The sequence below is a fragment of the Streptomyces sp. DG2A-72 genome, from assembly GCF_030499575.1.
Taxonomy (GTDB): domain Bacteria; phylum Actinomycetota; class Actinomycetes; order Streptomycetales; family Streptomycetaceae; genus Streptomyces.
The window spans coordinates 8,064,065-8,089,388 of record NZ_JASTLC010000001.1; the positions used below are offsets into that span (position 1 = coordinate 8,064,065).

23 protein-coding genes are annotated in these 25,324 nt (G+C 70.7%); 14 read left to right on the top strand and 9 right to left on the bottom strand.

Features of this window, described 5'->3' with window-relative positions:
* Nucleotides 1-44 precede the first annotated feature (44 nt).
* From QQY66_RS38340 to QQY66_RS38365, 6 genes are all read left to right on the top strand, one after another.
* Complete coding sequence (locus QQY66_RS38340) at nt 45-974, top strand: NADP-dependent oxidoreductase (RefSeq protein WP_301984961.1); 930 nt, start codon at nt 45-47, stop codon at nt 972-974.
* A gap of 118 nt (nt 975-1,092) precedes the next feature.
* Nucleotides 1,093-2,118 (top strand): methyltransferase, encoded by a 1,026-nt coding sequence (locus QQY66_RS38345; protein WP_301984962.1) that lies wholly within the window; start codon nt 1,093-1,095, stop codon nt 2,116-2,118.
* A gap of 67 nt (nt 2,119-2,185) precedes the next feature.
* On the top strand, nt 2,186-2,536 hold the full coding sequence (locus QQY66_RS38350; RefSeq protein ID WP_301984963.1) for a DoxX family protein: 351 nt from the start codon (nt 2,186-2,188) through the stop codon (nt 2,534-2,536).
* A 29-nt stretch (nt 2,537-2,565) separates the two neighbouring features.
* Nucleotides 2,566-3,189 carry a DsbA family protein gene (locus tag QQY66_RS38355; protein WP_301984964.1) on the top strand — a complete coding sequence of 208 codons (624 nt, stop codon included), beginning with the start codon at nt 2,566-2,568 and terminating at the stop codon, nt 3,187-3,189.
* A gap of 87 nt (nt 3,190-3,276) precedes the next feature.
* The gene (locus QQY66_RS38360) at nt 3,277-4,746 is read left to right on the top strand and encodes a 3' terminal RNA ribose 2'-O-methyltransferase Hen1 (protein WP_301984965.1); all 1,470 of its coding nucleotides are present in this window, start codon (nt 3,277-3,279) and stop codon (nt 4,744-4,746) included.
* A complete protein-coding gene (locus tag QQY66_RS38365) occupies nt 4,743-7,301 on the top strand; it encodes a polynucleotide kinase-phosphatase (protein ID WP_301984966.1) in 2,559 nt (852 codons plus the stop codon). The genes QQY66_RS38360 and QQY66_RS38365 overlap by 4 nt, the downstream gene beginning before the upstream one ends.
* Before the next feature lie 44 nt (nt 7,302-7,345).
* Here QQY66_RS38365 and QQY66_RS38370 read toward each other — a convergent pair whose 3' ends face one another.
* Nucleotides 7,346-8,239 carry a hypothetical protein gene (locus tag QQY66_RS38370; RefSeq protein WP_301984967.1) on the bottom strand — a complete coding sequence of 298 codons (894 nt, stop codon included), beginning with the start codon at nt 8,237-8,239 and terminating at the stop codon, nt 7,346-7,348.
* On the bottom strand, nt 8,236-9,273 hold the full coding sequence (locus tag QQY66_RS38375; protein WP_301984968.1) for an SPFH domain-containing protein: 1,038 nt from the start codon (nt 9,271-9,273) through the stop codon (nt 8,236-8,238). Before QQY66_RS38375 ends, QQY66_RS38370 begins: the two co-directional genes overlap by 4 nt.
* Nucleotides 9,274-9,393: 120 nt before the next feature.
* Here QQY66_RS38375 and QQY66_RS38380 point away from each other — a divergent pair, with 120 nt between their 5' ends.
* Nucleotides 9,394-10,617: an arginine deiminase gene (locus QQY66_RS38380; protein WP_301984969.1), complete on the top strand. Its 1,224-nt coding sequence runs from the start codon at nt 9,394-9,396 to the stop codon at nt 10,615-10,617.
* 60 nt (nt 10,618-10,677) lie between these two features.
* Nucleotides 10,678-11,685, top strand: coding sequence for an ornithine carbamoyltransferase (gene argF, locus QQY66_RS38385; RefSeq protein WP_301984970.1), 1,008 nt, complete (start codon nt 10,678-10,680; stop codon nt 11,683-11,685).
* A 90-nt stretch (nt 11,686-11,775) separates the two neighbouring features.
* On the opposite strand, the gene QQY66_RS38390 is transcribed toward argF, so the two are convergent.
* Nucleotides 11,776-12,213: an ATP-binding protein gene (locus QQY66_RS38390; RefSeq protein WP_301984971.1), complete on the bottom strand. Its 438-nt coding sequence runs from the start codon at nt 12,211-12,213 to the stop codon at nt 11,776-11,778.
* Nucleotides 12,214-12,548: 335 nt separating this feature from the next.
* Between QQY66_RS38390 and QQY66_RS38395 the strand changes: the two genes are divergently transcribed.
* The gene (locus QQY66_RS38395; protein ID WP_301984973.1) at nt 12,549-13,376 is read left to right on the top strand and encodes an enoyl-CoA hydratase family protein; all 828 of its coding nucleotides are present in this window, start codon (nt 12,549-12,551) and stop codon (nt 13,374-13,376) included.
* Complete coding sequence (locus tag QQY66_RS38400) at nt 13,361-15,724, top strand: bifunctional salicylyl-CoA 5-hydroxylase/oxidoreductase (RefSeq protein WP_301984975.1); 2,364 nt, start codon at nt 13,361-13,363, stop codon at nt 15,722-15,724. Before QQY66_RS38395 ends, QQY66_RS38400 begins: the two co-directional genes overlap by 16 nt.
* Before the next feature lie 21 nt (nt 15,725-15,745).
* On the opposite strand, the gene QQY66_RS38405 is transcribed toward QQY66_RS38400, so the two are convergent.
* From QQY66_RS38405 to QQY66_RS38425, 5 genes are all read right to left on the bottom strand, one after another.
* Nucleotides 15,746-16,951, bottom strand: coding sequence for a sulfate adenylyltransferase subunit 1 (locus tag QQY66_RS38405; protein ID WP_301984976.1), 1,206 nt, complete (start codon nt 16,949-16,951; stop codon nt 15,746-15,748).
* 2 nt (nt 16,952-16,953) lie between these two features.
* Nucleotides 16,954-17,856: a sulfate adenylyltransferase subunit CysD gene (gene cysD / locus QQY66_RS38410; RefSeq protein WP_301984977.1), complete on the bottom strand. Its 903-nt coding sequence runs from the start codon at nt 17,854-17,856 to the stop codon at nt 16,954-16,956.
* Entirely contained in the window at nt 17,853-18,404 is a 552-nt protein-coding gene (gene cysC, locus QQY66_RS38415) for an adenylyl-sulfate kinase (protein ID WP_301984978.1), read from the bottom strand. The genes cysD and cysC overlap by 4 nt, the downstream gene beginning before the upstream one ends.
* A 136-nt stretch (nt 18,405-18,540) precedes the next feature.
* On the bottom strand, nt 18,541-19,353 hold the full coding sequence (locus QQY66_RS38420; protein WP_301984980.1) for a PaaX family transcriptional regulator C-terminal domain-containing protein: 813 nt from the start codon (nt 19,351-19,353) through the stop codon (nt 18,541-18,543).
* Nucleotides 19,354-19,368: 15 nt separating this feature from the next.
* Nucleotides 19,369-21,024, bottom strand: a complete 1,656-nt coding sequence (locus QQY66_RS38425; protein WP_301984982.1) for an AMP-binding protein — start codon at nt 21,022-21,024, stop codon at nt 19,369-19,371.
* A 125-nt stretch (nt 21,025-21,149) separates the two neighbouring features.
* Here QQY66_RS38425 and QQY66_RS38430 point away from each other — a divergent pair, with 125 nt between their 5' ends.
* Nucleotides 21,150-22,349: an acyl-CoA dehydrogenase family protein gene (locus QQY66_RS38430; RefSeq protein WP_301984983.1), complete on the top strand. Its 1,200-nt coding sequence runs from the start codon at nt 21,150-21,152 to the stop codon at nt 22,347-22,349.
* Complete coding sequence (locus QQY66_RS38435; RefSeq protein ID WP_301984984.1) at nt 22,346-22,744, top strand: RidA family protein; 399 nt, start codon at nt 22,346-22,348, stop codon at nt 22,742-22,744. Before QQY66_RS38430 ends, QQY66_RS38435 begins: the two co-directional genes overlap by 4 nt.
* Before the next feature lie 7 nt (nt 22,745-22,751).
* On the opposite strand, the gene QQY66_RS38440 is transcribed toward QQY66_RS38435, so the two are convergent.
* Entirely contained in the window at nt 22,752-22,946 is a 195-nt protein-coding gene (locus tag QQY66_RS38440) for a DUF5999 family protein (protein WP_301984985.1), read from the bottom strand.
* Nucleotides 22,947-23,183: 237 nt separating this feature from the next.
* Between QQY66_RS38440 and QQY66_RS38445 the strand changes: the two genes are divergently transcribed.
* Both QQY66_RS38445 and QQY66_RS38450 read left to right on the top strand, forming a co-directional pair.
* Complete coding sequence (locus QQY66_RS38445; protein ID WP_301984987.1) at nt 23,184-23,660, top strand: DUF6299 family protein; 477 nt, start codon at nt 23,184-23,186, stop codon at nt 23,658-23,660.
* 138 nt (nt 23,661-23,798) lie between these two features.
* On the top strand, nt 23,799-25,319 hold the full coding sequence (locus QQY66_RS38450) for an ABC transporter substrate-binding protein (RefSeq protein WP_301984988.1): 1,521 nt from the start codon (nt 23,799-23,801) through the stop codon (nt 25,317-25,319).
* Nucleotides 25,320-25,324 lie beyond the last annotated feature (5 nt).

The window sequence follows — 25,324 nt, forward strand, 5'->3', positions numbered from 1 at the left end:
GGCACCCGCCCCATTTCTTACGTTCAAGAGAGCGAGAAACAGTCATGCGCGCAGTGACCATCGACGACTTCGGTGCCACGCCCACCGTCACCGAAACGGCCAAGCCGGAGCCCGGTCCGGGCGAGATCCTGGTCCGGGTCCGTGCCTCGTCCCTCAACGGATTCGACGGGGCCGTCATCTACGGCGTGTTCAAGGACATGCTGGAGCACAAGTTCCCCATCACCCTGGGCAAGGACTTCGCCGGCACCGTCGAGGCGGTCGGCGAGGGCGTGGCACGCGCCGCCGGGGAGCGAGTGTTCGGCGTCGTGATGAAGCCCGTCGTCTGCGAGGGCTCCTTCGCGGAGTACGTCGTCGTCGCCGACGGCTACGGCATCGCGGCCCTCCCCGAGGCCGTGGACTTCGCGCAGGCGGGGGCGCTCGGCCTGGCCGGCACGGCGGCGGTCGACGTGATCGACGCGATCGCCCCGAAGGCCGGCGAGACCGTGCTCGTCTCGGGCGCGACCGGCGGCGTCGGCGCGTACGCCGTGCAGCTCGCCCAGGCCACGGGCGCCACCGTCCTGGCCACCGCCAAGCCCGGCGAGGAGGCCGACTTCGTCCGCGGCCTCGGCGCCGCCCACGTCGTGGACTACACCGGGGACCTCACCGCCCAGGTCCGCGCGATCGCGCCCGAGGGCGTCACCACCGCCGTCCACCTGGTCGGCGACCCCCTGCAGCTGGCCGACCTGCTCGCCCCCGGCGGCCGGATCGCCTCCACCCTGGGCTTCGGCCCGGAGGCAGCCGGGGACCGCGACATCACCGTGACGTCCGTGATGGCCAACCCCGACACCGCGACGCTGGAACGGCTCGCGGGCGCCGTGGCCGACGGCACCATGAAGGTCTCCCTCGCCCAGACCTTCCCGCTCGACGCGGTGGACCGGGCGGTCGGCGCCTTCGGAGCCGGGACGGTGGGCAAGATCGGCATCAGCGTCGACTGACGGAGCGTCAACCAGCCTACGGCACAAGGGTGGACGGGCCTCGGAGGCGCGGGCCCGTCCACTTCCACCTCACCGCAGCCCGCCATGCCCGTTCGTTCGGAACCCTTCGGAGACCTCCATGGACGCACACGCGCAGCCCGACTTCCCCCGCATGTTCGAGATCGTCACCAGCTTCTGGGTCGCGCGGGCCGTCCACGCCGGCACCGTGCTCGGCCTGCCCGACCTCGTCGCCGAGCAGTCGCGGACGGTGGACGAACTCGCCGAGCTGACCGGAACCGAACCCCGGTCCCTGTACCGGCTGCTGCGCGCCCTGACCGGAGTCGGCGTCTTCCGCACGGACGAGCAGGCCCGGTACGCCTCGACGCCACTCGGCGACACCCTCCGCAGCGACCTGCCCGGCTCGCTGGCCTCCTTCGTCCAGCTGGAACTCGGCGACTCCCACCACGCCACCTGGGGCAGGCTGGTGGAGTCCGTACGCTCGGGCGAGCCGGTCTTCGAGCGGGCGGTCTCCCAGCCGATCTGGGAGTTCTTCGAGTCCACCCCGGTCATGAACGAGCATCTCGGCAAAGCGATGACCGGACTCACCGCGATGGTCGCCGACGCGGTCCTCGATGTGTACGACTTCAGCCCGTACCGCAGGATCGTCGACGTCGGCGGCGGCGAAGGCGGCTTCCTCACCGCCATCCTGCGCGCCCATCCCGAGGTGCTCGGCACCGTCTTCGACCTGCCGCACGTCGTGGCCAACGGCCGGCCCCGGATCGCCGGGGCGGGCCTCGCGGACCGCTGCGAGATGGTCGGCGGCAGCTTCTTCGAGAAGGTCCCCGAGGGCGGCGACCTCTACACGATGAAGTGGGTCCTGCACGACTGGAACGACGAATCGAGCATCGAGATCCTCAAGTCCTGCCGGCGGACCATGTCCGACGACGCCCGGCTGCTCGTCGTCGAGGCGGTCGTCCCCGACGGCGACGGCTTCGCACCCGGCAAGATCATCGACCTCAACATGATGGTGCTGAGCGGCGGCCAGGAACGTACGCCCGACGAATTCCAGCGCCTCCTCGCGGCGGCCGGATTCACCCTCACCCGGATCCTTCCCACTCGCTCGCCGAGCAGCGTGATCGAGGCGATCCCGATCCCCGCGACCTGAGCCCGCCACCGCTCGCCGGCCGCACGCCTCGCCCCCCTCACCCCACCCGACCGCTCAAGGAGCCCCCGTGTCCATCGCCTATGTCGTCCTCGCGATCGTCCTGTCCCTCGTGCTCGTCGCTTCCGGCCGGGCCAAGCTCGTCCGCGACGAGAAGATCACCGAGGGGATGCGCAAGATCGGCGTCCCGGACAGCTGGCTGCCGCGCCTCGCCGCCCTGGAGATCGCCGGGGCCCTCGGCCTGATCGGCGGCATCTTCTACCGCCCGCTCGGCATCGCCGCCGCCATCGGCGCGGTGCTCTACTTCATCGGCGCGGTCATCACGCATCTGCGCGCAGGCGACGCCAAGGGTGCGCCCGTCCCGACGGTGCTGATCCTGCTCTCCGCCGCCCCGCTGCCGCTCGGCATCGCCACGCTCTGAAGCAACCCGAAACGGACAGAAGGAGCCTTATGTCCACGACCCCGGTCGACTTCTGGTTCGACCCGCTGTGCCCCTGGACCTGGACGACGTCCCGCTGGCTGCTGGAGGTGGCGGGGCAGCGGGACCTGGAGATCCACTGGCAGGTGATGAGCCTCGCCGTCCTCAATGAGGGCCGGCTCGACCAGATCCCGGAGGAATTCCACGAGTTGCTCGGCCCGAAGGGCCTGCGCCCGGTCCGGGTGCTCGCAGCGGTCGGCCAGAAGTCCGGAACCGAGGCCGTCGGCCGTCTCTACACCGAGCTCGGCATCCGCTTCCACGAGCGGGGCCGTACCCCGGACCTGGACACCATCACCGAGGCCCTGTCCGCCGCCGGCCTCCCCGCGGACCTCGTCTCGCACGCCGACTCCGAGGCGTACGACGTCGAAGTCCGCGCCTCCCACCAGCGCGGCCAGGACCAGGTCGGCGAGGAGTCCGGCAGCCCGATCATCGGCGTGCCCGGCGCGTCGGGCGACCGGGTTGCCTTCTTCGGTCCGATCGTCACACCGATCCCGCGCGGCGAGACGGCCGTCCGCCTCTGGGACGCCACCCTCCTCGCCGCCTCCGTCCCGGGCTTCGCGGAACTCAAGCGAGCACGGGCGGGCGAAAAACCCTGAGGGTGCCCGGGAACATCCGCTGTAGGTTGTGGGGGCCCGCCGATAACGAGAATCCACAGTTCAGACGGCCCTTCGAGGTTACCCACCGTGTTCCTGACGATCACCACCACCGGCACCGAAGAACGCCCCGCCACCAACCTCGGCTTCCTGCTGCACAAGCATCCCGAGAAAGCGCAGGCGTTCTCCACGTCCTACGGCACGGCGCACGTCCTCTACCCCGAGGCGGACGCCGAGCGCTGCACGGCGGCGCTGTTGCTGGAGGTCGACGCGGTGGCGCTGGTCCGGCGCAGAAAGGGCAAGGGACGGGGCGGCGCGCCCGACGCGGCGCTCGCGCAGTATGTGAACGACCGCCCGTACGCGGCCTCCTCACTGCTCGCGGTGGCCCTGAGCGGCGTGTTCTCCAGCGCGATGAAGGGCACCTGCACCGCACGGCCCGAACTCCCGCAGCAGGTACGTCCGTTGCGCATCGAGGTGCCCGCGCTGCCCGCCCGCGGCGGCCCCGACCTCGTACGAGGTCTCTTCGAGCCGCTCGGGTGGACGGTCACCGTCGAACCCGTGGCCCTGGACGTGGAGTTCCCTGAGTGGGGCGACTCGCGGTACGTCCGTCTCGTGCTGGAGTCAGAGTCGCTCACCCTCGCCGAGGCCCTGCGCCACCTGTACGTCCTGCTGCCCGTCCTCGACGACGCCAAGCACTACTGGGTGTCCCCCGACGAGGTCGACAAGCTGCTGCGGGCGGGTGAGGGCTGGCTGCCCGCGCACCCGGAGCAGAAGCTGATCACCAGCCGGTATCTGTCGCGGCGCTGGTCGCTGACCCGGCAGGCGATGGAGCGGCTGGAGCTGGTGCGGCTGGCCGAGGCGGACGACGCCGAGGTGGAGGAGATCGACAACGCGGTGGAGGCGGAGACCGAGACGGAGGAGCGGCCGACCCCGCTCGCCGAGCAGCGCCGGGACGCCATCATCGCCGCGCTCGGCACGTCCGGCGCCGCCCGCGTGCTCGATCTCGGCTGCGGGCAGGGCCAGTTGGTGCAGGCGCTGCTCAAGGACCAGCGGTTCACCGAGATCGTGGGCGTCGACGTGTCGATGCGGGCGCTCACCATCGCCTCCCGCCGGCTCAAGCTGGACCGCATGGGCGAGCGCCAGGCCGCGCGCGTCAAGCTCTTCCAGGGCTCGCTCGCCTACACCGACAACCGCCTCAAGGGCTACGACGCCGCCGTGCTCAGCGAGGTCGTCGAGCACCTCGACCTGCCACGGCTGCCCGCCCTGGAGTACGCGGTGTTCGGCTCCGCCCGCCCCCGGACGGTCCTCGTGACCACCCCGAACGTCGAGTACAACGTCCGCTGGGAGTCCCTCCCGGCCGGCCACGTCCGGCACGGCGACCACCGCTTCGAGTGGACGCGGGAGGAGTTCCGGAACTGGGCCGGCGCCGTCGCCGAACGACACGGGTACGGCGTGGAGTTCATACCTGTGGGACCCGACGACCCCGAGGTGGGACCGCCCACGCAGATGGCCGTATTCCGTATGAAGACCACGAACGAGAAGGAGGCGAAGGCCGCATGACCGAGACCCGCACGGGACGCACCCTGCCCGTCACCGACCTCTCCCTCGTGGTGCTCATCGGCGCCTCCGGCTCGGGCAAGTCCACCTTCGCCCGCCGGAACTTCAAGCCCACCGAGGTCATCTCCTCCGACTTCTGCCGCGGCCTGGTCTCCGACGACGAGGACGACCAGTCCGCCACCCGTGACGCCTTCGACGTCCTGCACTACATCGCGGGCAAGCGCCTCGCCGCAGGCCGTCGTACGGTCGTCGACGCGACCAGCGTGCAGTCGGACGCCCGGCGCCAGCTGGTCGAGCTGGCCCGGCAGTACGACGTGCTGCCCATAGCCATCGTGCTCGACGTGCCCGAAGAGGTGTGCGCCGAGCGCAACGCCGCCCGCAGCGACCGCGCCGACATGCCGCGCCGGGTCATCCAGCGCCACACCCGCGAACTCCGCCGCTCCCTACGGCACTTGGAGCGCGAGGGCTTCCGCAAGGTGCACATCCTCCGGGGTGTCGAGGAGGTCGAGAACGCGTCGATCGTCACCGAGAAGCGGTTCAACGACCTGACCCACCTCACCGGCCCCTTCGACATCATCGGCGACATCCACGGCTGCGCCTCCGAACTGGACTCCCTGCTCGGCAAGTTGGGCTACGCCGACGGCGTCCACCCCGACGGCCGTACGGCGGTCTTCGTCGGCGACCTCGTCGACCGCGGCCCGGACAGCCCGGGCGTGCTGCGCCGCGTGATGTCGATGGTCGGCTCCGGGAACGCACTGTGCGTGCCGGGCAACCACGAGAACAAGTACGGCCGCTACCTGAAAGGCCGCAAGGTCCAGCACACGCACGGACTGGCGGAAACCATCGAGCAGATGGAGGGGCAGTCGGACGAATTCCTCGCCGAGGTAAGGGAGTTCATCGACGGCCTGGTCAGCCACTACGTCCTCGACGGCGGCCGGCTCGTCGTCTGCCACGCCGGACTGCCGGAGAAGTACCACGGCCGCACCTCCGGGCGGGTGCGCTCGCACGCGCTGTACGGCGACACCACCGGCGAGACGGACGAGTTCGGGCTGCCGGTGCGCTACCCGTGGGCCGAGGACTACCGGGGCCGGGCGGCGGTGGTCTACGGCCACACTCCCGTGCCCGAGGCCACCTGGCTCAACAACACCATCTGCCTCGACACCGGCGCCGTCTTCGGCGGCAAGCTGACCGCGCTGCGCTGGCCGGAGCGGGAACTGGTCGACGTACCGGCGGAGCGGGTCTGGTACGAGCCGACCAAGCCGCTGCGGACCGAGGCGCCCGGCGGAGCTGCATTTTATTGGTCAGGGGGCGGCCGGCCGCTCGACCTTGCCGACGTGCAGGGGCGCAGGGTGGTCGAGACCCGGCACCAGGGCCGTGTCTCGGTCCGCGAGGAGAACGCGGCCGCGGCCCTGGAGGTCATGAGCCGTTTCGCCGTCGACCCGCGGCTGCTGCCGTACCTGCCGCCGACCATGGCACCGACGGCCACCTCGCACATCGACGGCTACTTGGAGCATCCGGCCGAGGCCTTCGCGCAGTACCGGGAGGACGACGTCGAGCGGGTCGTGTGCGAGGAGAAGCACATGGGTTCGCGTGCGGTGGCGCTGGTGTGCCGGGACGCGGAGGCGGCGCGGAAGCGGTTCGGGGTGGATGGCCCCACCGGCTCCCTCTACACCCGTACCGGACGGCCGTTCTTCGACGACGGTTCGGTGACGGAGTCGGTTCTGGACTGGGTCCGGGCCGCCGTGACCCAGGCCGGCCTGTGGGACGAGCTGGAGACGGACTGGCTGCTGCTCGACGCCGAGTTGATGCCGTGGTCGCTGAAGGCGTCCGGCCTGCTGCGGTCGCAGTACGCGGCCGTGGGCGCCGCGTCCGGGGCGGTGTTCCCGGGCGCGCTCGCCGCGCTGGAGGGTGCGGCGGCGCGGGGCGTGGAGGTGGCGGACCTGCTGGCGCGGCAGCGCGAACGGGCCGCGGACGCCGCCGCGTTCACGGAGTCGTACCGCCGCTACTGCTGGACCACGGACGGCCTCGCCGGCGTCCGCCTGGCCCCGTTCCAGATCCTCGCCGTGCAGGGCCGCAGCCTCGCGGACCTGCCGCACGACCAGCAGCTCACCCTGCTCGACCGCCTTGTCGAGCACGACACGACCGGGCTGCTGCAGACCACCCGCCGGCTGTACGTCGACACCGCCGACCCGGAGTCGGTGCAGGCGGGCGTCGACTGGTGGCTGGAGATGACGGGGCGCGGCGGCGAGGGCATGGTCGTCAAGCCGGTCGGGGCAGTTGTGCGCAGTTCCCAGGGCCGCCTGGTGCAGCCCGGCATCAAGTGCCGGGGCCGTGAGTACCTGCGGATCATCTACGGTCCCGAATACACGCGCCCCGAGAACCTCGCCCGTCTCCGCTCCCGCTTCCTCAACCACAAGCGCTCCCTCGCGATCCGCGAGTACGCGCTGGGCCTGGAGGCACTGGACCGGCTGGCGGAGGGCGAGCCGCTGTGGCGGGTGCACGAGGCGGTGTTCGGGGTGCTGGCGCTGGAGTCGGAGCCGGTCGACCCGCGGCTGTGACCAGGGGCTGCACCGGTGGCACGCGGTGGTGACCGGGGCTCGCGCTAACCCGCGAGCCGCAACCGCTCCCCGCACACCCCCAACCGCACCGACTGCCCCCACGTCAGCTCCAGGGCGTCGGTCTCCATCCCGTCCCCGAAGGCGATCAGCCGCTCGGACTCGACGGTGACACGGAGGCGGCCGGGGCCTGAGAGCTCGCCCGCCACCAGGAACGTGCCGGTGGCGGGCGACGGCCAGGCCTCCCGGACGAACCAGAGCAGCCGTTCCTCGGAGGGGGTGGGCAACCGCAGCTGCCCGCCTCGCTCCTGCCACACCGAGCGGAGCCATCCGGTCGCCCCCGTGCCGGTGCCGACGATCACACCGGAGGAGGCCTGGGCCTCGACGACACCCCCGTCGTCGTCGAGGCCCAGGCGGTAGCGGGCGGTCTGGTGTCCGGCGGCGCCCAGATAGATCTCGTTCAGCGCGACGAGGCGCTGGGTGTCGTCGGCGACCGCCTCGACCATGGTGAGTTCGTCCGTGCCGGCCGTGGCCGCGGACGGCAGCAGCTTCGCCGCGTCGGCGGGGCGGTGGCGGACCAGGACACCCGGGTTGCGTCCGGGGTCCGTGTCGAATCCCAACACCGGCTGCCCGGCCAGGTATTTGGCCGCATTCGCCACCAGACCGTCCTGACCGACCACGACCACCACGTCCTCCGGTGCGAACAGGAAACGGTCCAAGTCGGCGCGCTCCACCTGCGCCTGACGCCACGTCAACGGGATCGCGGAGGTCACCTCGGCCAGGGCTCTGCGTGTGCGGCGATGGCGGTCCGCGATCTCCTCGATGTCCAGGCCGCGGGAGCGGAGGAAGAAGGCGGCCTGGCCGTGCGTGCCGTGCCGGGCCACCAACTCCTCGTACTCCGTGGTGCGATGGACGAGCACGGCCCGCGGGGCGAGACTCACGCCCGTTCCCCGTCGCCGAGCCGGGCGAGCAGGCCCGTGAGCACGTCCGGCGAGATGGTCACGCTGTCGATCTGCGGCAGGTTCTCCGCGAGGCGTGTGCCGGTCAGGGCGTGCAGGGTCGCCACGTCGACCTCCGCGTGCACCCGCAGCCAGGCCGCCTGTGCCTCGGCTCGCGCCGCACCGACCTCGCGCGCACCCTCGGCCTCCGCGCGGGCCAGCCGTACGGAACGGGCCGCCTCCGCCTCCGCCAGCTTCACCGTGCGTGCCGCCTCGGCCTGCGCCCGTACCGCGTCGGCCGCTGCCTGCTCCTCCGCCTCGCGGCGGGCGTTCGTGCCGCGCTGGTCGACCAACTGCTCCTCGCGGCGGGCGAGTTCGATGCGGCTGTCCAGCTCGTTCTCGGCGATCGCCCGCTCCCGCTCGACGGCCACGGCACGCCGTTCGTACGTCGCCCGGTCGGCGTCCTGCTGGATCTGCTCGCGGGCGGGGGTGCGCAGGGCCCGCTCCACCTCCGGCTCCGGACGCAGGGCGACCACGCGTACGGCGACCACCTCGATGCCCGTGGCCGGCAGCCGGGGTTCCGCCGCAAGGCCCGCCGCGACACGTTCGCGCACCGCCGTCACGCCGTCCACGAGCGCCGACGACAGCGACGTACGGGTGAGGACGTCCAGCGCGTGCTGCTGGGCCGTCTCCGTCAGCAGGGTGCCCAGCTGCTCCAGGGGAGCGCCGCGCCAGGCGCCGGTGTCGGGGTCGATGGAGAAGTCGAGGCGGGCGGCGGCGAGGGCGGGGTCGGCGATCCGGTAGGTGACCGTCGCCTGGACCGCGACGTCCTGGAAGTCGGACGTACGGGCATGGAAGGTCATCGCCAGTTCGCGGTCGTCGACCGGCACCTCCGAGAGCGCGGCGGTCAGGGAGCGGAACCAGAAGCTCAGTCCCGGGCCGTCGTGCACGAGCTTGCCGGAGCGGTGGTGGCGGATGTGTGCCGTCGGAGCGCCCCGCAGATGGCGCCGGCCCAGGCGCCGGGTGATGTCGGCCATGAGACCCCCTCGTTTTCGTCATGTAGACGATAAGCCTGAGGCCTGCTTGTCGTCAAGAGGACGAAAAGGGAAACGGTCAAGCAGTGGGTGAACCCGGTCGTCGATGGTCAGGATGGAGTCATGGGATTCCATGTCGACTCCGAGGCCGGGCGGCTGCGCCGCGTCATCCTGCACCGGCCGGATCTCGAGCTCAAAAGGCTCACCCCCAGCAACAAGGACGCGCTCCTCTTCGACGACTTGCTCTGGGTGCGCCGGGCGCGCGCCGAGCACGACGGGTTCGCCGATGTGCTGCGCGACCGCGGTGTCGCCGTCCATCTCTTCGGCGAGCTGCTCACCGAGGCCCTGGAGATCCCGGTGGCCCGTGCGCTCGTCCTGGACCGCGTCTTCGATGAGAAGGAGTACGGGGTACTCGCCACCGATCACCTCCGGGCCGCCTTCGAATCACTGCCCGCCGACGAACTCGCGGAACTGCTCGTCGGCGGAATGACCAAGCGCGAATTCCTCGACGTCCACCCGGAGCCGACCTCCGTCCGCTTCCATGTCATGGACCTCGACGACTTCCTCCTCGCCCCCCTGCCCAATCACCTCTTCACCCGCGACACCTCCGCCTGGATCTATGACGGCGTCTCCGTCAACGCCATGAGATGGCCCGCCCGGCAGCGCGAGACCGTGCACTTCGAGGCGATCTACCGGCACCATCCGCTGTTCCGTGACGAAACGTTCCACGTCTGGTCCGAGGGACAGGCCGACTACCCGTCCACCATCGAGGGCGGCGACGTCCTGGTGATCGGCAACGGTGCCGTCCTCATCGGGATGAGTGAGCGGACGACCCCCCAGGCCGTCGAGATGCTCGCCCACAAGCTGTTCGCCGCCGGCTCCGCCGAGACGATCGTGGCCCTCGACATGCCCAAGCGGCGGGCCTTCATGCACCTCGACACCGTGATGACGATGGTCGACGGCGACACCTTCACCCAGTACGCGGGGCTCGGCATGCTCCGCTCGTACACCATCGAACCGGGCGTCGCCGACAAGGAGCTGAAGGTCACCGACCATCCGCCGGAGCACATGCACCGCGCGATCGCCGCCGCGCTGGGCCTCAGCGAGATCCGCGTCCTGACCGCGACCCAGGACGTGCACGCGGCCGAGCGCGAGCAGTGGGACGACGGCTGCAACGTCCTCGCCGTCGAGCCGGGTGTCGTCGTCGCCTACGAGCGCAACGCCACCACCAACACGCATCTGCGCAAGCAGGGCATCGAGGTGATCGAGATCCCGGGCAGCGAGCTGGGGCGGGGGAGGGGCGGGCCGCGGTGCATGAGCTGTCCGGTCGAGCGGGCGGCCGTATAGAAATTCTGAATTTCGTATAGACTTCCATTGGTCCTGTTCTCGCACCTCTGGAGCGCTCCCATGGCGACAGTCCCGACCGCCTTCGCAGGCCGCCACTTCCTCAAGGAGCTGGACTTCGGCCAGGGGGAGTTCCTTGCCCTGATCGCGCTGTCCGCCGAGTTGAAGGCCGCCAAGAAGGCCGGGGCCGAGACGCGGTATCTGAGCGGGAAGAACATCGCGCTGATCTTCGAGAAGACCTCGACGCGCACCCGCTGCGCGTTCGAGGTCGCGGCGGCCGACCAGGGTGCCTCGACGACGTACCTCGACCCGTCGGGCTCACAGATGGGCCACAAGGAGTCGGTGAAGGACACCGCGCGGGTCCTCGGCCGGATGTTCGACGCGATCGAGTACCGGGGCGACAGCCAGGCCGCCGTCGAGGAACTCGCGGCACATGCGGGCGTGCCCGTCTACAACGGGCTCACCGACGACTGGCACCCCACGCAGATGCTGGCCGACGTGCTCACCATGACCGAGCACAGCAGCAAGCCGGTCCATGAGATCACCTACGCCTATCTCGGCGACGCCCGCTTCAACATGGGCAACTCCTACCTGGTCACCGGAGCCCTGCTCGGCATGGACGTACGGATCGTCGCGCCCCGGTCCTACTGGCCCGCCGAGGAGATCGTGGGCCACGCCCGCAAGCTGGCCGAGGCCAGCGGCGCCCGGATCACGCTCACCGAGTCCGTGGCCGAGGGCGTCCTGGGCGCCGACTTCGTCGCCACCGACGTCTGGGTGTCCATGGGGGAGCCCAAGGAGGTCTGGGACGAGCGGATCGTCGCGCTCGCGCCGTATGCCGTGACCATGGACGTGCTGCGCGCCACCGGCAACCCGGACGTCAAGTTCCTGCACTGCCTGCCCGCCTTCCACGACCTCGGCACGAAGGTCGCCCGCGAGATTCACGAGCGGCACGGGCTGGAGTCCCTGGAGGTCACGGACGAGGTGTTCGAGTCGGCGCACTCGGTCGTCTTCGATGAGGCGGAGAATCGGTTGCACACGATCAAGGCGGTCCTGGTGGCGACGTTGACTTGATTTCGGGGCAGCGCCGTGGGGGTGTGTCCCGTTTGCCGGCTGCCGGTCGTTTGTGGCTGGTCGCGCAGTTCCCCGCGCCCCTGGGGTGGGTCACACAGGGCGGCGTTGTGTCGGCACCGTCGGCAGCCTGAACCACACCGCCTTGCCGGAGTCCGTCGGGCGGTGGCCGCAGGACGAGCTGAGGGCTCGGATGAGGAGCAGGCCGCGGCCGTGTTCCTGCCAGGGGTCGGGGTCTCCCTTGACGGGACGGGTGAGGTTGCCCGGCGGTGCCGGGTCCGGGTCGTGCACCTCGACCTGGCAGCCGCTCGGCAGCAGCTCCACGACAAGCTCTATCGGACTGCTCCCTGCGGTGTGCTCGACGGCGTTGGCGACCAGCTCGGCCGTGAGCAGTTCCGCGGTGTCGCAGTCGGCCCCGTGCGCCAGCTCGGCCAGCGCCGTACGGACCAGTGCGCGGGCCACGGGCACCGCCGCGGCGGTGTGCGGCAGCGCGATGCGCCAGGAGGCGGAAGCGGAGGGGCGTTCGTACAAGGCGGTTCCGTTCTTGAGCAGGCTGTCCTGCTTTCAACCATATGAATGGTACGGCGCCCACCGGCAGAGTCGCTCGACGGGCGCCGCACGGGACCTTCGGCCCCGGTATCGAGCGGCTTTCCCCTCTCAACGGTCCGCCCACCGTGGCTGCTCCCGCCGTTACCGCGCTGTCGTCGATCCGTGCTGTCCCGTGACGGATGTGACAGAGGCCGGTTACCCGTAACAACTACAGTGCCGCCTCCTCTATCGCGCCCTCATGACGACAGTCACATATGAGTGATAACTTCGAAGGGCAGAGCCCCGTGAGGCAACGTCGCCCGAGGAGGCCCCACGTCATGAGTCCCTTCACCGGCTCGGCCGCCCGCACCTCCGACTGGCAGCACCTGCGGGTCGAGTTCACCGACGGTGTCGCCACCGTCACCCTCGCCCGACCCGAGAAACTCAACGCCCTCACCTTCGGTGCCTACGCCGACCTGCGCGACCTGCTCGCCGAGCTGTCCCGGGAGCGGGCGGTCCGCGCGCTGGTGCTGGCCGGTGAGGGACGCGGCTTCTGCTCCGGCGGCGACGTCGACGAGATCATCGGCGCCACCCTCGCCATGGACACCGCCCAGCTGCTCGACTTCAACCGGATGACCGGGCAGGTGGTCCGTGCCGTGCGCGAGTGCCCGTTCCCGGTGATCGCGGCCGTGCACGGCGTGGCCGCCGGCGCCGGCGCGGTCCTCGCCCTGGCCGCCGACTTCCGCGTCGCCGACCCCAGCGCCCGCTTCGCCTTCCTCTTCACCCGCGTCGGCCTGTCCGGCGGCGACATGGGCGCGGCCTATCTGCTGCCGAGGGTCGTCGGCCTCGGTCACGCGACCCGCCTGCTCATGCTGGGCGAGCCGGTCAGGGCCCCCGAGGCCGAGCGTATCGGCCTGATCAGCGAACTGACGGACGAGGGTCGAGCAGACGAGGCGGCCCAGGCACTGGCCCGCCGCCTGGCGGAGGGCCCCGCGCTGGCGTACGCCCAGACGAAGGCCCTCCTCACCGCCGAACTGGACATGCCACTCGCCGCCTCGATCGAGCTGGACGCCTCGACGCAGGCCCTGCTGATGAACGGCGACGACTACGCAGAGTTCCATGCGGCGTTCAAGGAAAAGCGCCCTCCCAAATGGAGGGGGCGGTGATCGTGCCAACGTCAGGGGCGCGGGGAACTGCGCGACCAGCCACGACGAACCCGCAGCCGCCAGACAAGACCAACCACCCCCTACGAGTGGCGATCGTCGGCGGAGGCCCCGGCGGCCTCTACGCAGCGGCGTTGCTCAAACGCCTCGACCCCTCCCGCGAAGTCACCGTCTGGGAACGCAACGCCCCCAACGACACCTTCGGCTTCGGAGTAGTCCTCTCCGACGAAACCCTCGGCGGCATCGAACACGCCGACCCAGTGGTCTACGAGGCCCTCCAAAAACACTTCATCCGCTGGGACGACATCGACATCGTCCACCGAGGCACCCGCCACACCTCCGGAGGACACGGTTTCGCCGCCCTCGGCAGAAAGCGGCTCCTGGAAGTCCTGCACGAACGCTGCCGCACCCTCGGCATCGACCTCCGCTTCCGCGCAGAAGCCCCCTACCCGGCCTGGCTGGCGGAGACATACGACCTCGTCATCGCCGCCGACGGTGTGCACAGCACCACCCGCGAGGCCTACTCCCATGTGTTCCGCCCACATGTGGCCACCCACCACTGCCGCTACATCTGGCTGGCAGCCGACTTCGCCTTCGACGCCTTCCGTTTCGAGATCGCCGAAACCGAACACGGCGTGATGCAACTCCACGGCTACCCGTACGCGTCCGACGCGTCCACCGTGATCATCGAGATGCATGAAGCGGTCTGGCAGGCAGCAGGCTTCGCGGACCTCGACGACCACGAGTCCGTCGAACGCTGCTCCAAGATCTTCTCGGAAGCGCTCGGCGGTCGCCCGTTGAGGTCCAACAAGTCGGCGTGGACCACGTTCCGCACGGTGGTCAATGAACGCTGGTCGCACGGGAACGTGGTGTTGCTGGGCGACGCCGCCCACACCGCCCACTTCTCCATCGGCTCCGGCACCAAGCTCGCCGTGGAGGACGCCCTGGCACTGGCGGCCTGCCTGGAGGAGCAGCCCACGCTGGAGCGCGCGTTGGAGGCCTACGAGGAGGAGCGGCGCCCCGTCGTCGCCTCCACCCAGCGTGCCGCCCGCGCCAGTCTGGAGTGGTTCGAGAACATCGCCCGCTATCTCGACCAGCCGCCCCGCCAGTTCGCCTTCAACCTGCTCACCCGCAGCCGCCGTGTCACCCATGACAACCTGCGGCTGCGCGACGCCCACTTCACCGAGTCCGTGGAGCGCGAGTTCGGCTGCCCGCCCGGTACGCCCCCGATGTTCACCCCGTTCCGGCTGCGCGGCCTGACGTTGCGCAACCGGGTCGTGGTGTCGCCGATGGACATGTACTCGGCCGTCGACGGCGTCCCCGGCGACTTCCACCTCGTCCACCTGGGCGCACGGGCCCTCGGCGGCGCCGCTCTGGTGATGACCGAGATGGTGTGCGTGAGCGCGGAGGGCAGGATCACCCCGGGCTGCACCGGCCTCTACACGGGCAAGCAGGCCGAGTCCTGGAAACGGATCACCGAGTTCGTGCACGCCCAGGCGCCCGGCACCGCGATCGGCGTCCAGCTCGGCCACTCCGGACGCAAGGGCTCGACCAAGCTGATGTGGGAGGGCATGGACGAGCCCTTGGAGGACGGCAACTGGCCGCTCGTGGCCGCGTCCCCGATGCCGTACAAACCACAGAGCCAGACTCCCCGCGAGCTGACCCGCGCCCAACTCACCGACATCCGCGAGCAGTTCACGGCCGCCGCCTGGCGTGCCGCCCGCGCAGGCTTCGACCTCCTCGAACTGCACTGCGCCCACGGCTACTTGCTCTCCGGCTTCCTCTCCCCGCTGACCAACCACCGCACCGACGTCTACGGCGGCACCCTCGCGAAACGGCTCCGCTTCCCGCTGGAAGTCTTCGACGCCGTACGGGGAGTGTGGCCCGAGGAACGGCCCATGACCGTCCGGATCTCGGCCACCGACTGGGCCGAGGGCGGCACCAGCGGCGAGCAGGCCGTGGCGATCGCCCGCGCCTTCGCCGCGCACGGCGCCGACGCGATCGACGTGTCGACCGGGCAGGTCGTCGCCGAGGAGCGGCCGGAGTTCGGGCGGTCGTACCAGACGCCGTACGCCGACCGCATCCGCCACGAGACCGGCATCCCGGTGATCGCCGTCGGCGCGATCTCCTCCTGGGACGACGTCAACTCGCTGATCCTGGCCGGGCGCACGGACCTGTGCGCGCTCGCCCGCCCCCACCTCTACGACCCGCACTGGACGCTGCACGCGGCGGCCGAGCAGGGCTACGACGGTCCCGGCGTCGTCTGGCCGGCACCGTACCGGGCGGGCAGCCGCCGTCCGCAGGCCGGACGCACGGACGCCCCCAAGCCCCGTCTGACGCTGGGCACTTGAGGGCGCGTAGGTGCCGGTCGGCTACAGCTCGACCATCCCCGCGGTCAGCGTCGCGCCGTCCGCCGGGTCGATCAGGATGAACGCGCCGGTCCGCCGCGACACCGCGTAGTCGTCGAGCGCGAGCGGCTCGGCGGTGCGCAGGTTGATGCGGCCCAGGTCGTTGGCGCTCAACTCACCTGCCCCACCGAGGTCCTTGACGATCGCCTTCACGGTCCGGGTCGTGTGCCGGACCAGGGCCCGGTCGCCAACTCGCAGCGGTCGGTCGGCCAGATGGCACACGGCCGCCCGGACGTCCTTCGTGAGCGCCGGGACATCGACCCCGGCGGTGATCATGTCGCCCCGCGAGACATCGCGCTGGTCGGCCAGGCGGATGCTGATCGACTGCGGCGCGCGGGCCGTGTCGTGAGCGACTCCGAGGACGTCGATGCCGGTGATCTCCGAGATCTCGCCGGAGGGGTGGATCGTGACTCGGTCGCCGACCCGCAGCGAGCCCGACACCAACTGCCCGGCGTAGTGGCGGACTTCGTCGTCCCGGATGACGTACTGGACGGGGAAGCGGGCCGGGGCGTCGGCGGGGTCGGTGCCGACCGGCACGTGCTCCAGGAACTCCAGCAGAGCCGGACCCCGGTACCAGTCCATGTGCGCCGAGCGGTCCACCACGTTGTCGCCGACGAGCGCCGAGACCGGGATCGGCGTGAAACCGGGCAGGCCAAGCTCGGCGGCGTGGCCCGCGAAGTCCTCGACGATGCGCTCGAACTCCTTCTCCTCGTACCCGACGAGGTCCATCTTGTTGACGGCGAGGACCACGTGCGGGACGCGCAGCAGAGCGGCCACGGCGGCATGGCGGCGGGTCTGCTCGACGACACCGTTGCGCGCGTCGATCAGGATGATCGCCAGCTCGGCGGTGGAGGCGCCGGTGACCATGTTGCGGGTGTACTGCACATGGCCAGGGGTGTCGGCGAGGATGAAGCGGCGCTTGGGCGTGGCGAAGTAGCGGTAGGCCACGTCGATGGTGATGCCCTGCTCGCGCTCGGCGCGCAGGCCGTCCGTGAGGAGGGCGAGGTCGGGGGCGTCCTGGCCGCGGTTGCGGGAGGCGTGCTCGACGGCCTCCAGCTGATCCGTGAGGATCGACTTGGAGTCGTGCAGCAGCCGTCCGACGAGCGTGGACTTGCCGTCGTCGACCGAGCCCGCCGTGGCGAAACGCAGGGTGTCGATGGTGGTGCTCATGCTCAGAAGTACCCCTCGCGCTTACGGTCTTCCATCGCGGCCTCGGAGAGCTTGTCGTCGGCGCGGGTGGCGCCGCGCTCGGTGAGCCGGGACGCGGCGATCTCGGCGATGACCTTCTCGATGGTGTCGGCGTCGGAGTCGACGGCGCCGGTGCAGGACATGTCGCCGACGGTGCGGTACCGGACCCGCCGCTTCTCGACGACCTCACTGGCGCGAGGCCCGCCCCACTCACCGGCGGTCAGCCACATGCCGGCCCGCTGGAACACCTCACGGTGATGCGCGAAGTAGATCTCCGGCAGCTCGATGCCTTCGCGGGCGATGTACTGCCACACGTCCAGCTCGGTCCAGTTGGACAGCGGGAAGACGCGCACGTGCTCGCCGGGTGCGTGGCGGCCGTTGTAGAGGTTCCACAGCTCGGGGCGCTGGCGGCGCGGGTCCCACTGCGAGAACTCGTCCCGCAGTGAGAACACCCGCTCCTTGGCGCGGGCCTTCTCCTCGTCCCGCCGCCCGCCGCCGAAGACGGCATCGAACTTCTCCGCCTGGATCTTCTCGGTCAGCGGCAGCGTCTGCAGCGGATTCCGCGTCCTGTCGGGACGTTCGCGCAGCACACCCCGGTCGATGTAGTCCTGCACGGACGCGACATGCAGCCGCAGCCCATGTGCGGCCACCACACGGTCCCGATAGTCGAGGACCTCGGGGAAGTTGTGCCCGGTGTCCACGTGCAGCAGCGAGAAGGGGATCGCCGCGGGGGCGAACGCCTTCAGCGCCAGATGCAGCATGACGATGGAGTCCTTGCCGCCGGAGAACAGGATCACCGGCCGCTCGAACTCGCCCGCCACCTCACGGAAGATGTGCACGCCCTCGGACTCCAGGGCGTCGAGGTGAGAGAGGCTGAACCCGGTCACACCAGCCCCCGCTCCGCCAGCACCGCGTACACCGCGTCCGCGGACTCCTGGGGCGTCTGGTCCTGCGTCGGCAGCACCAGCGCCGCGTCCGTGGGCGGTTCGTACGGGTCGTCGACGCCGGTCAGCCCGGTCAGCTCGCCCGCGGCCTGCCTGGCGTACAGGCCCTTCACGTCCCGCTCGCTGCACACCTCGACCGGGGTGGCGACATGCACCTCGATGTACGGGGTGTCGCTCGCGTCGTGCCGCCCCCGCACGGCCTCGCGGCTGTCGGCGTACGGCGCGATCACCGGGACGACCGAGAGCACTCCGTTGCGGGCGAGGATCTCGGAGACCAGGCCGATGCGTTGCACGTTCGTGTTGCGGTCCTCTCGGGAGAAGCCCAGGCCGGCGGAGAGGAAACGCCTTATCTCGTCGCCGTCGAGGACTTCCACGCGATGTCCCTCGGCCTTCAGTCGCTCGCCGAGATGCCGGGCGATCGTCGTCTTGCCCGCACTCGGCAGCCCGGTGAGCCAGACGGTGGCTCCCTGAGCCCTTGCCGTGGTGGTCATGCGTCAGCATCCTCTTTCCCTACCCGGCGTGCTGAGTGGACGCTAGGTAAGAACTTTGAGAAGAGCGATAGAACAGCCTAAGGGTTCCATTAGTGACGCATGATGTGGGTGGGATCACACAATTCCGTGGGTGAGGTCACACGTCCGCGAAGCCGGCTCCCGCGTCCCGCAGCCGCTCGTGCAGGCCCCGGAACACCGCCGCGGAGCGGGCGCCCGGCCACTCGGCGGGGAGCAGGTGTGCGGGCAGTCCCGGGTCGGCGTAGGGGAGATGGCGCCAGGAGTCCAGGGCGAGCAGATAGTCGCGGTAGGCCTCCTCGGGCGGGGTGTCCGCCCGTTGCTCCCAGTCGTGCAGCACGCGCGCGTGGCGGTCGAGGAACGCCTCGTGCTGCTTGGCGATCGCGGCCAGGTCCCACCAGCGGGCGACCGCCTCCGCGGTCGGCGCGTAGCCGAGGTGGTCGCCGCGGAAGAAGTCGACGTACGGGTCGAGCCACAGCCGCTGGAGGGTGTGCCGGGCCTCCTCGTACAGCCGGGCCGGGGCGATCCACACCCCCGGGGCCGCGGTGCCGAAGCCGAGACCGGCCAGCCGTGAGCGCAGCACATGCCGCTTCTGCCGCTCCGACTCAGGCACCGAGAACACGGCGAGCACCCAGCCGGTGTCCTCGGGCGCCGTGGTGGCGTAGATGCGCCGGTCGCCGTCGTCGAGCAACTGGCGGGCGTCAGGCGACAGTTCGTACCCCGCCGCGCCCTGCGTCGTACGGGCCGGTACCAGCAGCCCGCGCCGTTTCAGCCGTGACACCGACGAGCGTACGGAGGGCGCGTCCACGCCCACCGCGGCGAGCAGCCGGATCAGCTCGGCGACGGGCACCGGGCCGGGCATGAAGCGGCCGTACGCGCCGTAGAGCGTGACGATCAGGGACCGTGGAGCATGCTGGTCGGACACGTTGATCATCTTAGGTCGTCGATATCACCGCTGGTCACCTTCGGTGCGCCGCCCCAAGTCCCGGTCACCCTCGGCGCGCAGCCTAAAGCGCTGGAGTTTGCCGGTCGCCGTGCGCGGCAGCGCGTCCAGGAAGACGACCTCGCGTGGACACTTGTAGGGCGCGAGCTCCGCCTTCACGAAGTTGCGCAGCGCCTCGGCGTCCCGCCGCGCGCCCTCCCTGAGCACGGCGTACGCCACCACGACCTGTCCGCGCGCCTCGTCGGTCCGCCCCACGACGGCCGCCTCCAGCACATCCGGGTGGCGCAGCAGCGCGTCCTCCACCTCGGGTCCCGCGATGTTGTAACCGGCCGAGATGATCATGTCGTCCGCGCGGGCGACATAGCGGAGGTAGCCGTCAACCTCGCGGACGTAGGTGTCACCCGTGATGTTCCAGCCGCCCCGCACATACTCCCGCTGCCGCGGGTCGGCGAGATACCGGCAGCCGACCGGCCCGCGCACCGCGAGCAGCCCCGGCTCGCCGTCGGGCCGCTCCGCACCGTTCTCGTCGACCACGCGCGCGTGCCACCCCGGTACGGGAACTCCCGTCGTCCCGGGCCTGATGTGCTCGTCGGCCGCCGAGATGAAGATGTGCAGCAGCTCGGTGGCGCCGATGCCGTTGATGATCCGCAGCCCGGTGCGCTCGTGCCAGGCCCGCCAGGTGGCGGCGGGCAGGTTCTCGCCGGCGGAGACACAGCGGCGCAGCGAGGAGATGTCGTACGAGTCGAGCTCGTCGAGCATCGCGCGGTAGGCCGTCGGCGCGGTGAACAGCACCGAGACGCGGTGCTCGGCGATCGCGGGCAACAGTTGCTTGGGGCCCGCCTGTTCGAGCAGCAGCGCGCTCGCGCCGACCCGCATCGGGAAGATCACCAGACCGCCGAGCCCGAAGGTGAAGCCGAGTGGGGGACTGCCGGCGAAGACATCGCCCACATGTGGGCGCAGCACATGCTTCGAGAAGGTGTCCGCTATCGCGAGCACATCCCGGTGGAAGTGCATGCACCCCTTGGGGCGGCCGGTGGTGCCGGAGGTGAAGGCGATCAGCGCCACGTCGTCGGCGGCGGTGTCCACGGCGGTGTACGGCGTGTCGGGCGCCGTGCGGTGCAGCAGGTCGTCCGGGGCGTTGCCGCCGTACGTCGTGATGCGCAGCCCCGGAATCTCGGCCTTGGCGAGGTCGTCCACGGCCCGGATGTCGCACAGCGCGTGCCGCACCTCGGCGATCTCGCACATGGTCCTCAGCTCGTGCGGACGCTGCTGGGCCAGCACGGTCACCGCGACCGCGCCCGCCTTCAGCACCGCCAGCCAGCAGGCGGCCAGCCAGGGAGTGGTGGGGCCGCGCAACAGGACACGATTGCCGGGCACGACGCCCAGGTCACCGGTGAGCAGATGCGCGAGCCGGTCGACGCGGGCGCGCAGTGTGCCGTACGACCATGTGTCGCCGTTCGGCGTGTGGAACGCCGGCCGGTCGTCGTCCGGCCCGGCGAGCAGTTCGGCGGCGCAGTTCAGCCGATCGGGGTAACGCAGCTCCGGCAGATCGAAGCGGAGCTCGGGCCACTGGTCGGGCGGCGGCAGGTGCTCGCGTGCGAAGGAGTCGACGTGGGCCGAGGTCGTCGGCCGCGCGGTGACGTCGGCGTCCGGGTTGTCCATGGCGGTTCGCCCCCTTGCCGTGGTGGGCGTGGTGGTGGGCTCGCCAAACGAGCGTATCGTGTTGGTGACGGCAGTCAACGGTGCGCGATACCGTCGGTGGAGACGAACGGGAGAGGGGACCGGCGATGTCCGCATTCTCACTCGAACCGCGACAGATCGCCTGGTGTGCCGAGCTGCGCACGCTGGCCGCCGAACGGCTGCGCCCGCTCGCGGAGAAGGGCGAGCCGGGCCGGGTCAACCGTGCGCTCGTGGCGGAGCTGGGCCGACTGGGGCTGCTGGAGCGGCTGTTCACCTCCGGCGCGGTCGACCTCTGCCTGATGCGCGCGTCCCTCGCGTACGCCTGCACCGAGGCCGAGACCGCCCTCGCCCTCCAGGGCCTCGGCGCCCACCCCGTCCACGCCTACGGCACCCCGGCCCAGCGCGCCCGCTGGCTGCCCCGGGTGAGCGAGGGCACGGCGGTTGCCGCCTTCGCGTTGAGCGAGCCGGGGGCGGGGTCGGACGCGGGGGCGCTGGCGCTGCGGGCGGAGGCGGAGCCGGAGGCCGCCCGACCGGACGGCTCACCCGCCGCCGACCTCGGCGAATCACCCCTCGCCGCCCCCGACGGTCCCTCCCAATGGCGGCTCACCGGCGAGAAGTGCTGGATCTCCAACGCCCCCGAGGCCGACTGCTACACCGTCTTCGCGCGTACCACCCCCGGCACCGGCGCCCGCGGTGTCACCGCTTTCCTCGTGCCCGCAGACCGTCCCGGCCTCACCGGCGCCGCCCTGGAGATGCTGTCCCCGCACCCCATCGGCAGCCTGGTCTTCGATGCCGTGCCGGTCACCGCGGACGACGTGCTCGGTGAGGTCGACCGCGGCTTCCGCGTAGCGATGGGCACCTTGAACCTCTTCCGGCCCAGCGTCGGCGCCTTCGCGGTCGGCATGGCGCAGGCCGCCCTGGACGCCACCCTCGCCCACACCGCCGGACGGGACGCCTTCGGAGGCAAGTTGAGGGATCTGCAGACCGTCGCCCACCAGGTCGCCGAGATGGCGCTGCGCACGGAGGCGGCCCGGCTCATGGTGTACGCGGCGGCGACGGCGTACGACCAGGGCGCCCCGGACGTCCCGAAGCGCGCGGCGATGGCGAAGCTGCTGGCCACCGAGACCGCGCAGTACGTCGTCGACACGGCCGTCCAGCTGCACGGTGCCCGCGCCCTGCGCCGTGGTCACCTGCTCGAACACCTCTATCGCGAGGTGCGAGCCCCACGTATCTACGAGGGCGCGAGCGAGGTCCAACGGGGCATCATCGCCAAGGAGTTGTACGCGTCGATCGGAGAGGCCCCGTGACCGCCGAGCGAGTCAATCCGCCCGAGCTCTCCCCGCCCACCGGCTTCTCGCACGCGGTCGTCGCCACCGGCTCCCGCATCGTCTTCCTGGCGGGCCAGACCGCCCTCGACGCCGACGGCAAGGTCACCGGCTCCACCCTCCCGGTCCAGTTCGAGCAGGCTCTCACCAACCTGCTGACAGCCCTGCACGCCGCGGGCGGCACCCCGTCCGACCTGGCCCGCGTCACCGTCTACGCCACGGATGTCGCCGCGTACCGCGCCCACGCCGCCGAAGTGGGCGGCATCTGGCGCCGGTTGGCCGGGCGGGACTATCCGGCGATGGCGGTCGTGGAGGTCGTACGCCTGTGGGACGTACAGGCGCTGATCGAGCTCGACGGGTTCGCCGTACTGCCGTAGGGGCCGGTCAGGCGGCGACGGCCAGGCGCGAGGCCGGCACCCGGTGCGGGGCCACGACGCGGCCGTCGGGGAGCAGTTCACCGGTGTCGTCGAAGACGATCGCGCCGTCGCACAGCAGGTTCCAGCCCTGCTCGGGGTGGGCGGCGACGATGTGTGGGGCGTTGCTGTCGGCCGAGGGGCACGAAGTCTGGTGAGAACACATGGTGTACCTCCACATCGGTCGGGCCGTCCTTGGACGATCCCTATGGACAGACCATGCTCCGGCTGTGAAGTGAGCGGAACAGCCCGCCGCCAAGCGTGACAACACGCGGACAACACCCGGACGGTTCCACGACGGTCGGCGCGGACTCGCCACCGAAGGGGTGAGGTCACGCCTGAGGACGTACCGGTGGAATTAGATGTGGAAACCTGCATTCCGTTTCATTCGGGAGTTCCTGCCATGCCCGTACGTCCTGTTCCCGCCGTCCTCGCCTCAACAGGCGCCGCGCTGCTCCTGCTGGCCGCCGCTCCGTCCGCCCCCGCCGCCCCGCCCGCTCCCGCCGACACCAAGGAAATGGTGACGGTCGACAAGACCGCGCGGATCGCCGCCGACGGGACCGTCAAGATCTCCGGCACCTACCGCTGCCGCAACAACGTCGGCCCGGTCTTCGTCAGCTCCAACGTCGGCCAGGGGGCCAGTTCCTCCGACAGCCTCGGATCCGTGACGGTCCGTTACGCCATCGGCGGCACCCATGCCGTGTGCGACGGCGCCAAGCACCGCTGGGAGAACACCGGCAAGCCCGCGCCGCGCTCGCTCAAGGCCGGCAAGGCCAAGGTCGAGGTCACGCTGATGGAGCTGCGCCCCTGGGGCGGACTGCCCCTGATGCCACACTTCCACGCCCAGTTGCAGCAGGACGTCACCCTGGCCAAGGGCTGAAGAACCAGGGCGACGTCACGCTGTCGCGCCTCCTCCCGCACGGGAGGAGGCGCGACTGTGTTTCGGAACGATCTCATTAGTTGAGAATTCACCGACCTGAGTGAATGTTGGTAAGCCTTGCCTTATATATTGATCCACATGCGCACCACCGCCTCCCGCAGCCTTATCGCGGCACTCGCTCTCACCCCGTTGCTGGCCGGCTGTTTCGCCTCGAGCGAGGGGGGTTCGGACGCCAAGGGCGCATCGGACGCCCGGCTGCGGGTCGCCCTCGCCGTGCCGCCGGTGCAGGCGCTGTCGCCGTACAGCAATGACGCCACCGTGCTGAGCAAGCTCTCCGTGGCCGAAGGCCTCACCGCGCTGGGCAAGGACGGCACCGCCGCGCCCGCACTCGCCAGGTCCTGGAAGCAGGTCAACGACACCACCTGGACCTTCGAGCTGCGCAAGGCCACCTTCCAGGACGGCACCGACGTCACCGCCGCATCGGTCGTCAGCGCGCTCGACCACGCGAACGAGGCCGAAACCAAGCCCCGGGTCCTCAGCGATGTGACCCTGACCGCGAAGGCCGAGGACGCCGACACGGTCACCATCACCACCAAGACCGCCGACCCCGTGCTCCCGCTGCGACTCGCCAGCCCCGCGCTGGCCATCCTCTCGGCCAAGGCGTACGCGAAGGACGGCACCGTGAGCCCGGTCGGCACCGGAACCGGCCCCTTCGAGATCACCAAGCTGACCGGCAAGACCAAGGCCACGCTCGACCGTTACGACGGCTACTGGGGCGGCAAGGCCAAGGCGTCCGGCATCGACGTGAGCTGGATCGCCGACGGCACCGCCCGCGCCAACGCCCTGCGCAGCGGCGACGTCGACATCGCCGAGTGGATTCCCACCTCCCAGGCGAAGCTCCTCGACCAGAACACCCGCCACGAAGTGCCCTCCGTACGGACCGACAGTCTGGTCCTCAACACCGGCAGCGGCATGTTCACCGACCCGACGCTGCGTGCCGCCGCCCGCGAGGCCGTGGACGGCGGCGCCCTCGTCGACTCGGTCTTCAGCGGCTACGCCGACCCCGCCAAGGGCCTGTTCGGGCCCGCCGTCTCCTGGGCCGCCGACGACCGGGTGGCGGTGACCGGACGCGCCAAGGCCGCGACCACCGCCCAGATCGCGTCGAAGACCAAGGGCAAGACCCTGCGCCTGGCCACCTACACCAACCGCGCCGAACTCCCCGAGGCCGCGACCGTCCTCCAGCAGCAGCTGGAGAAGGCCGGGTTCAGGGTCAAGCAGGACGTACGCGAGTACACGCAGATGGAGGCCGACCTCCTCGCGGGCAAGTACGACGCGCTGGTCTTCTCCCGGGTGACCCTGCTCGACACCGGCGACGCGGTCGCCTACCTCGCGAGCGACTACATGAGTGACGGTGTCTACAACATCGCCGGGCTGAAGGACTCCAAGGTCGACCAGGCCATCAAGTCGGCGGCCGAGGAAGGCGACACGGACCGGCGGCGTCAGAAGATCATGCGGGCCGAGGCGGAGATCCTGCGCACCGACGCCGTCGTGCCGCTCGTCCACGAGAAGGTCGTCCAGGGCATCGCCGCCGATGTGGAGGGTGTGCTGCTCGACCCCTACGAGCGCTCGCTGGTCGACATCGACACGCGACTGAAGTAGCGGCC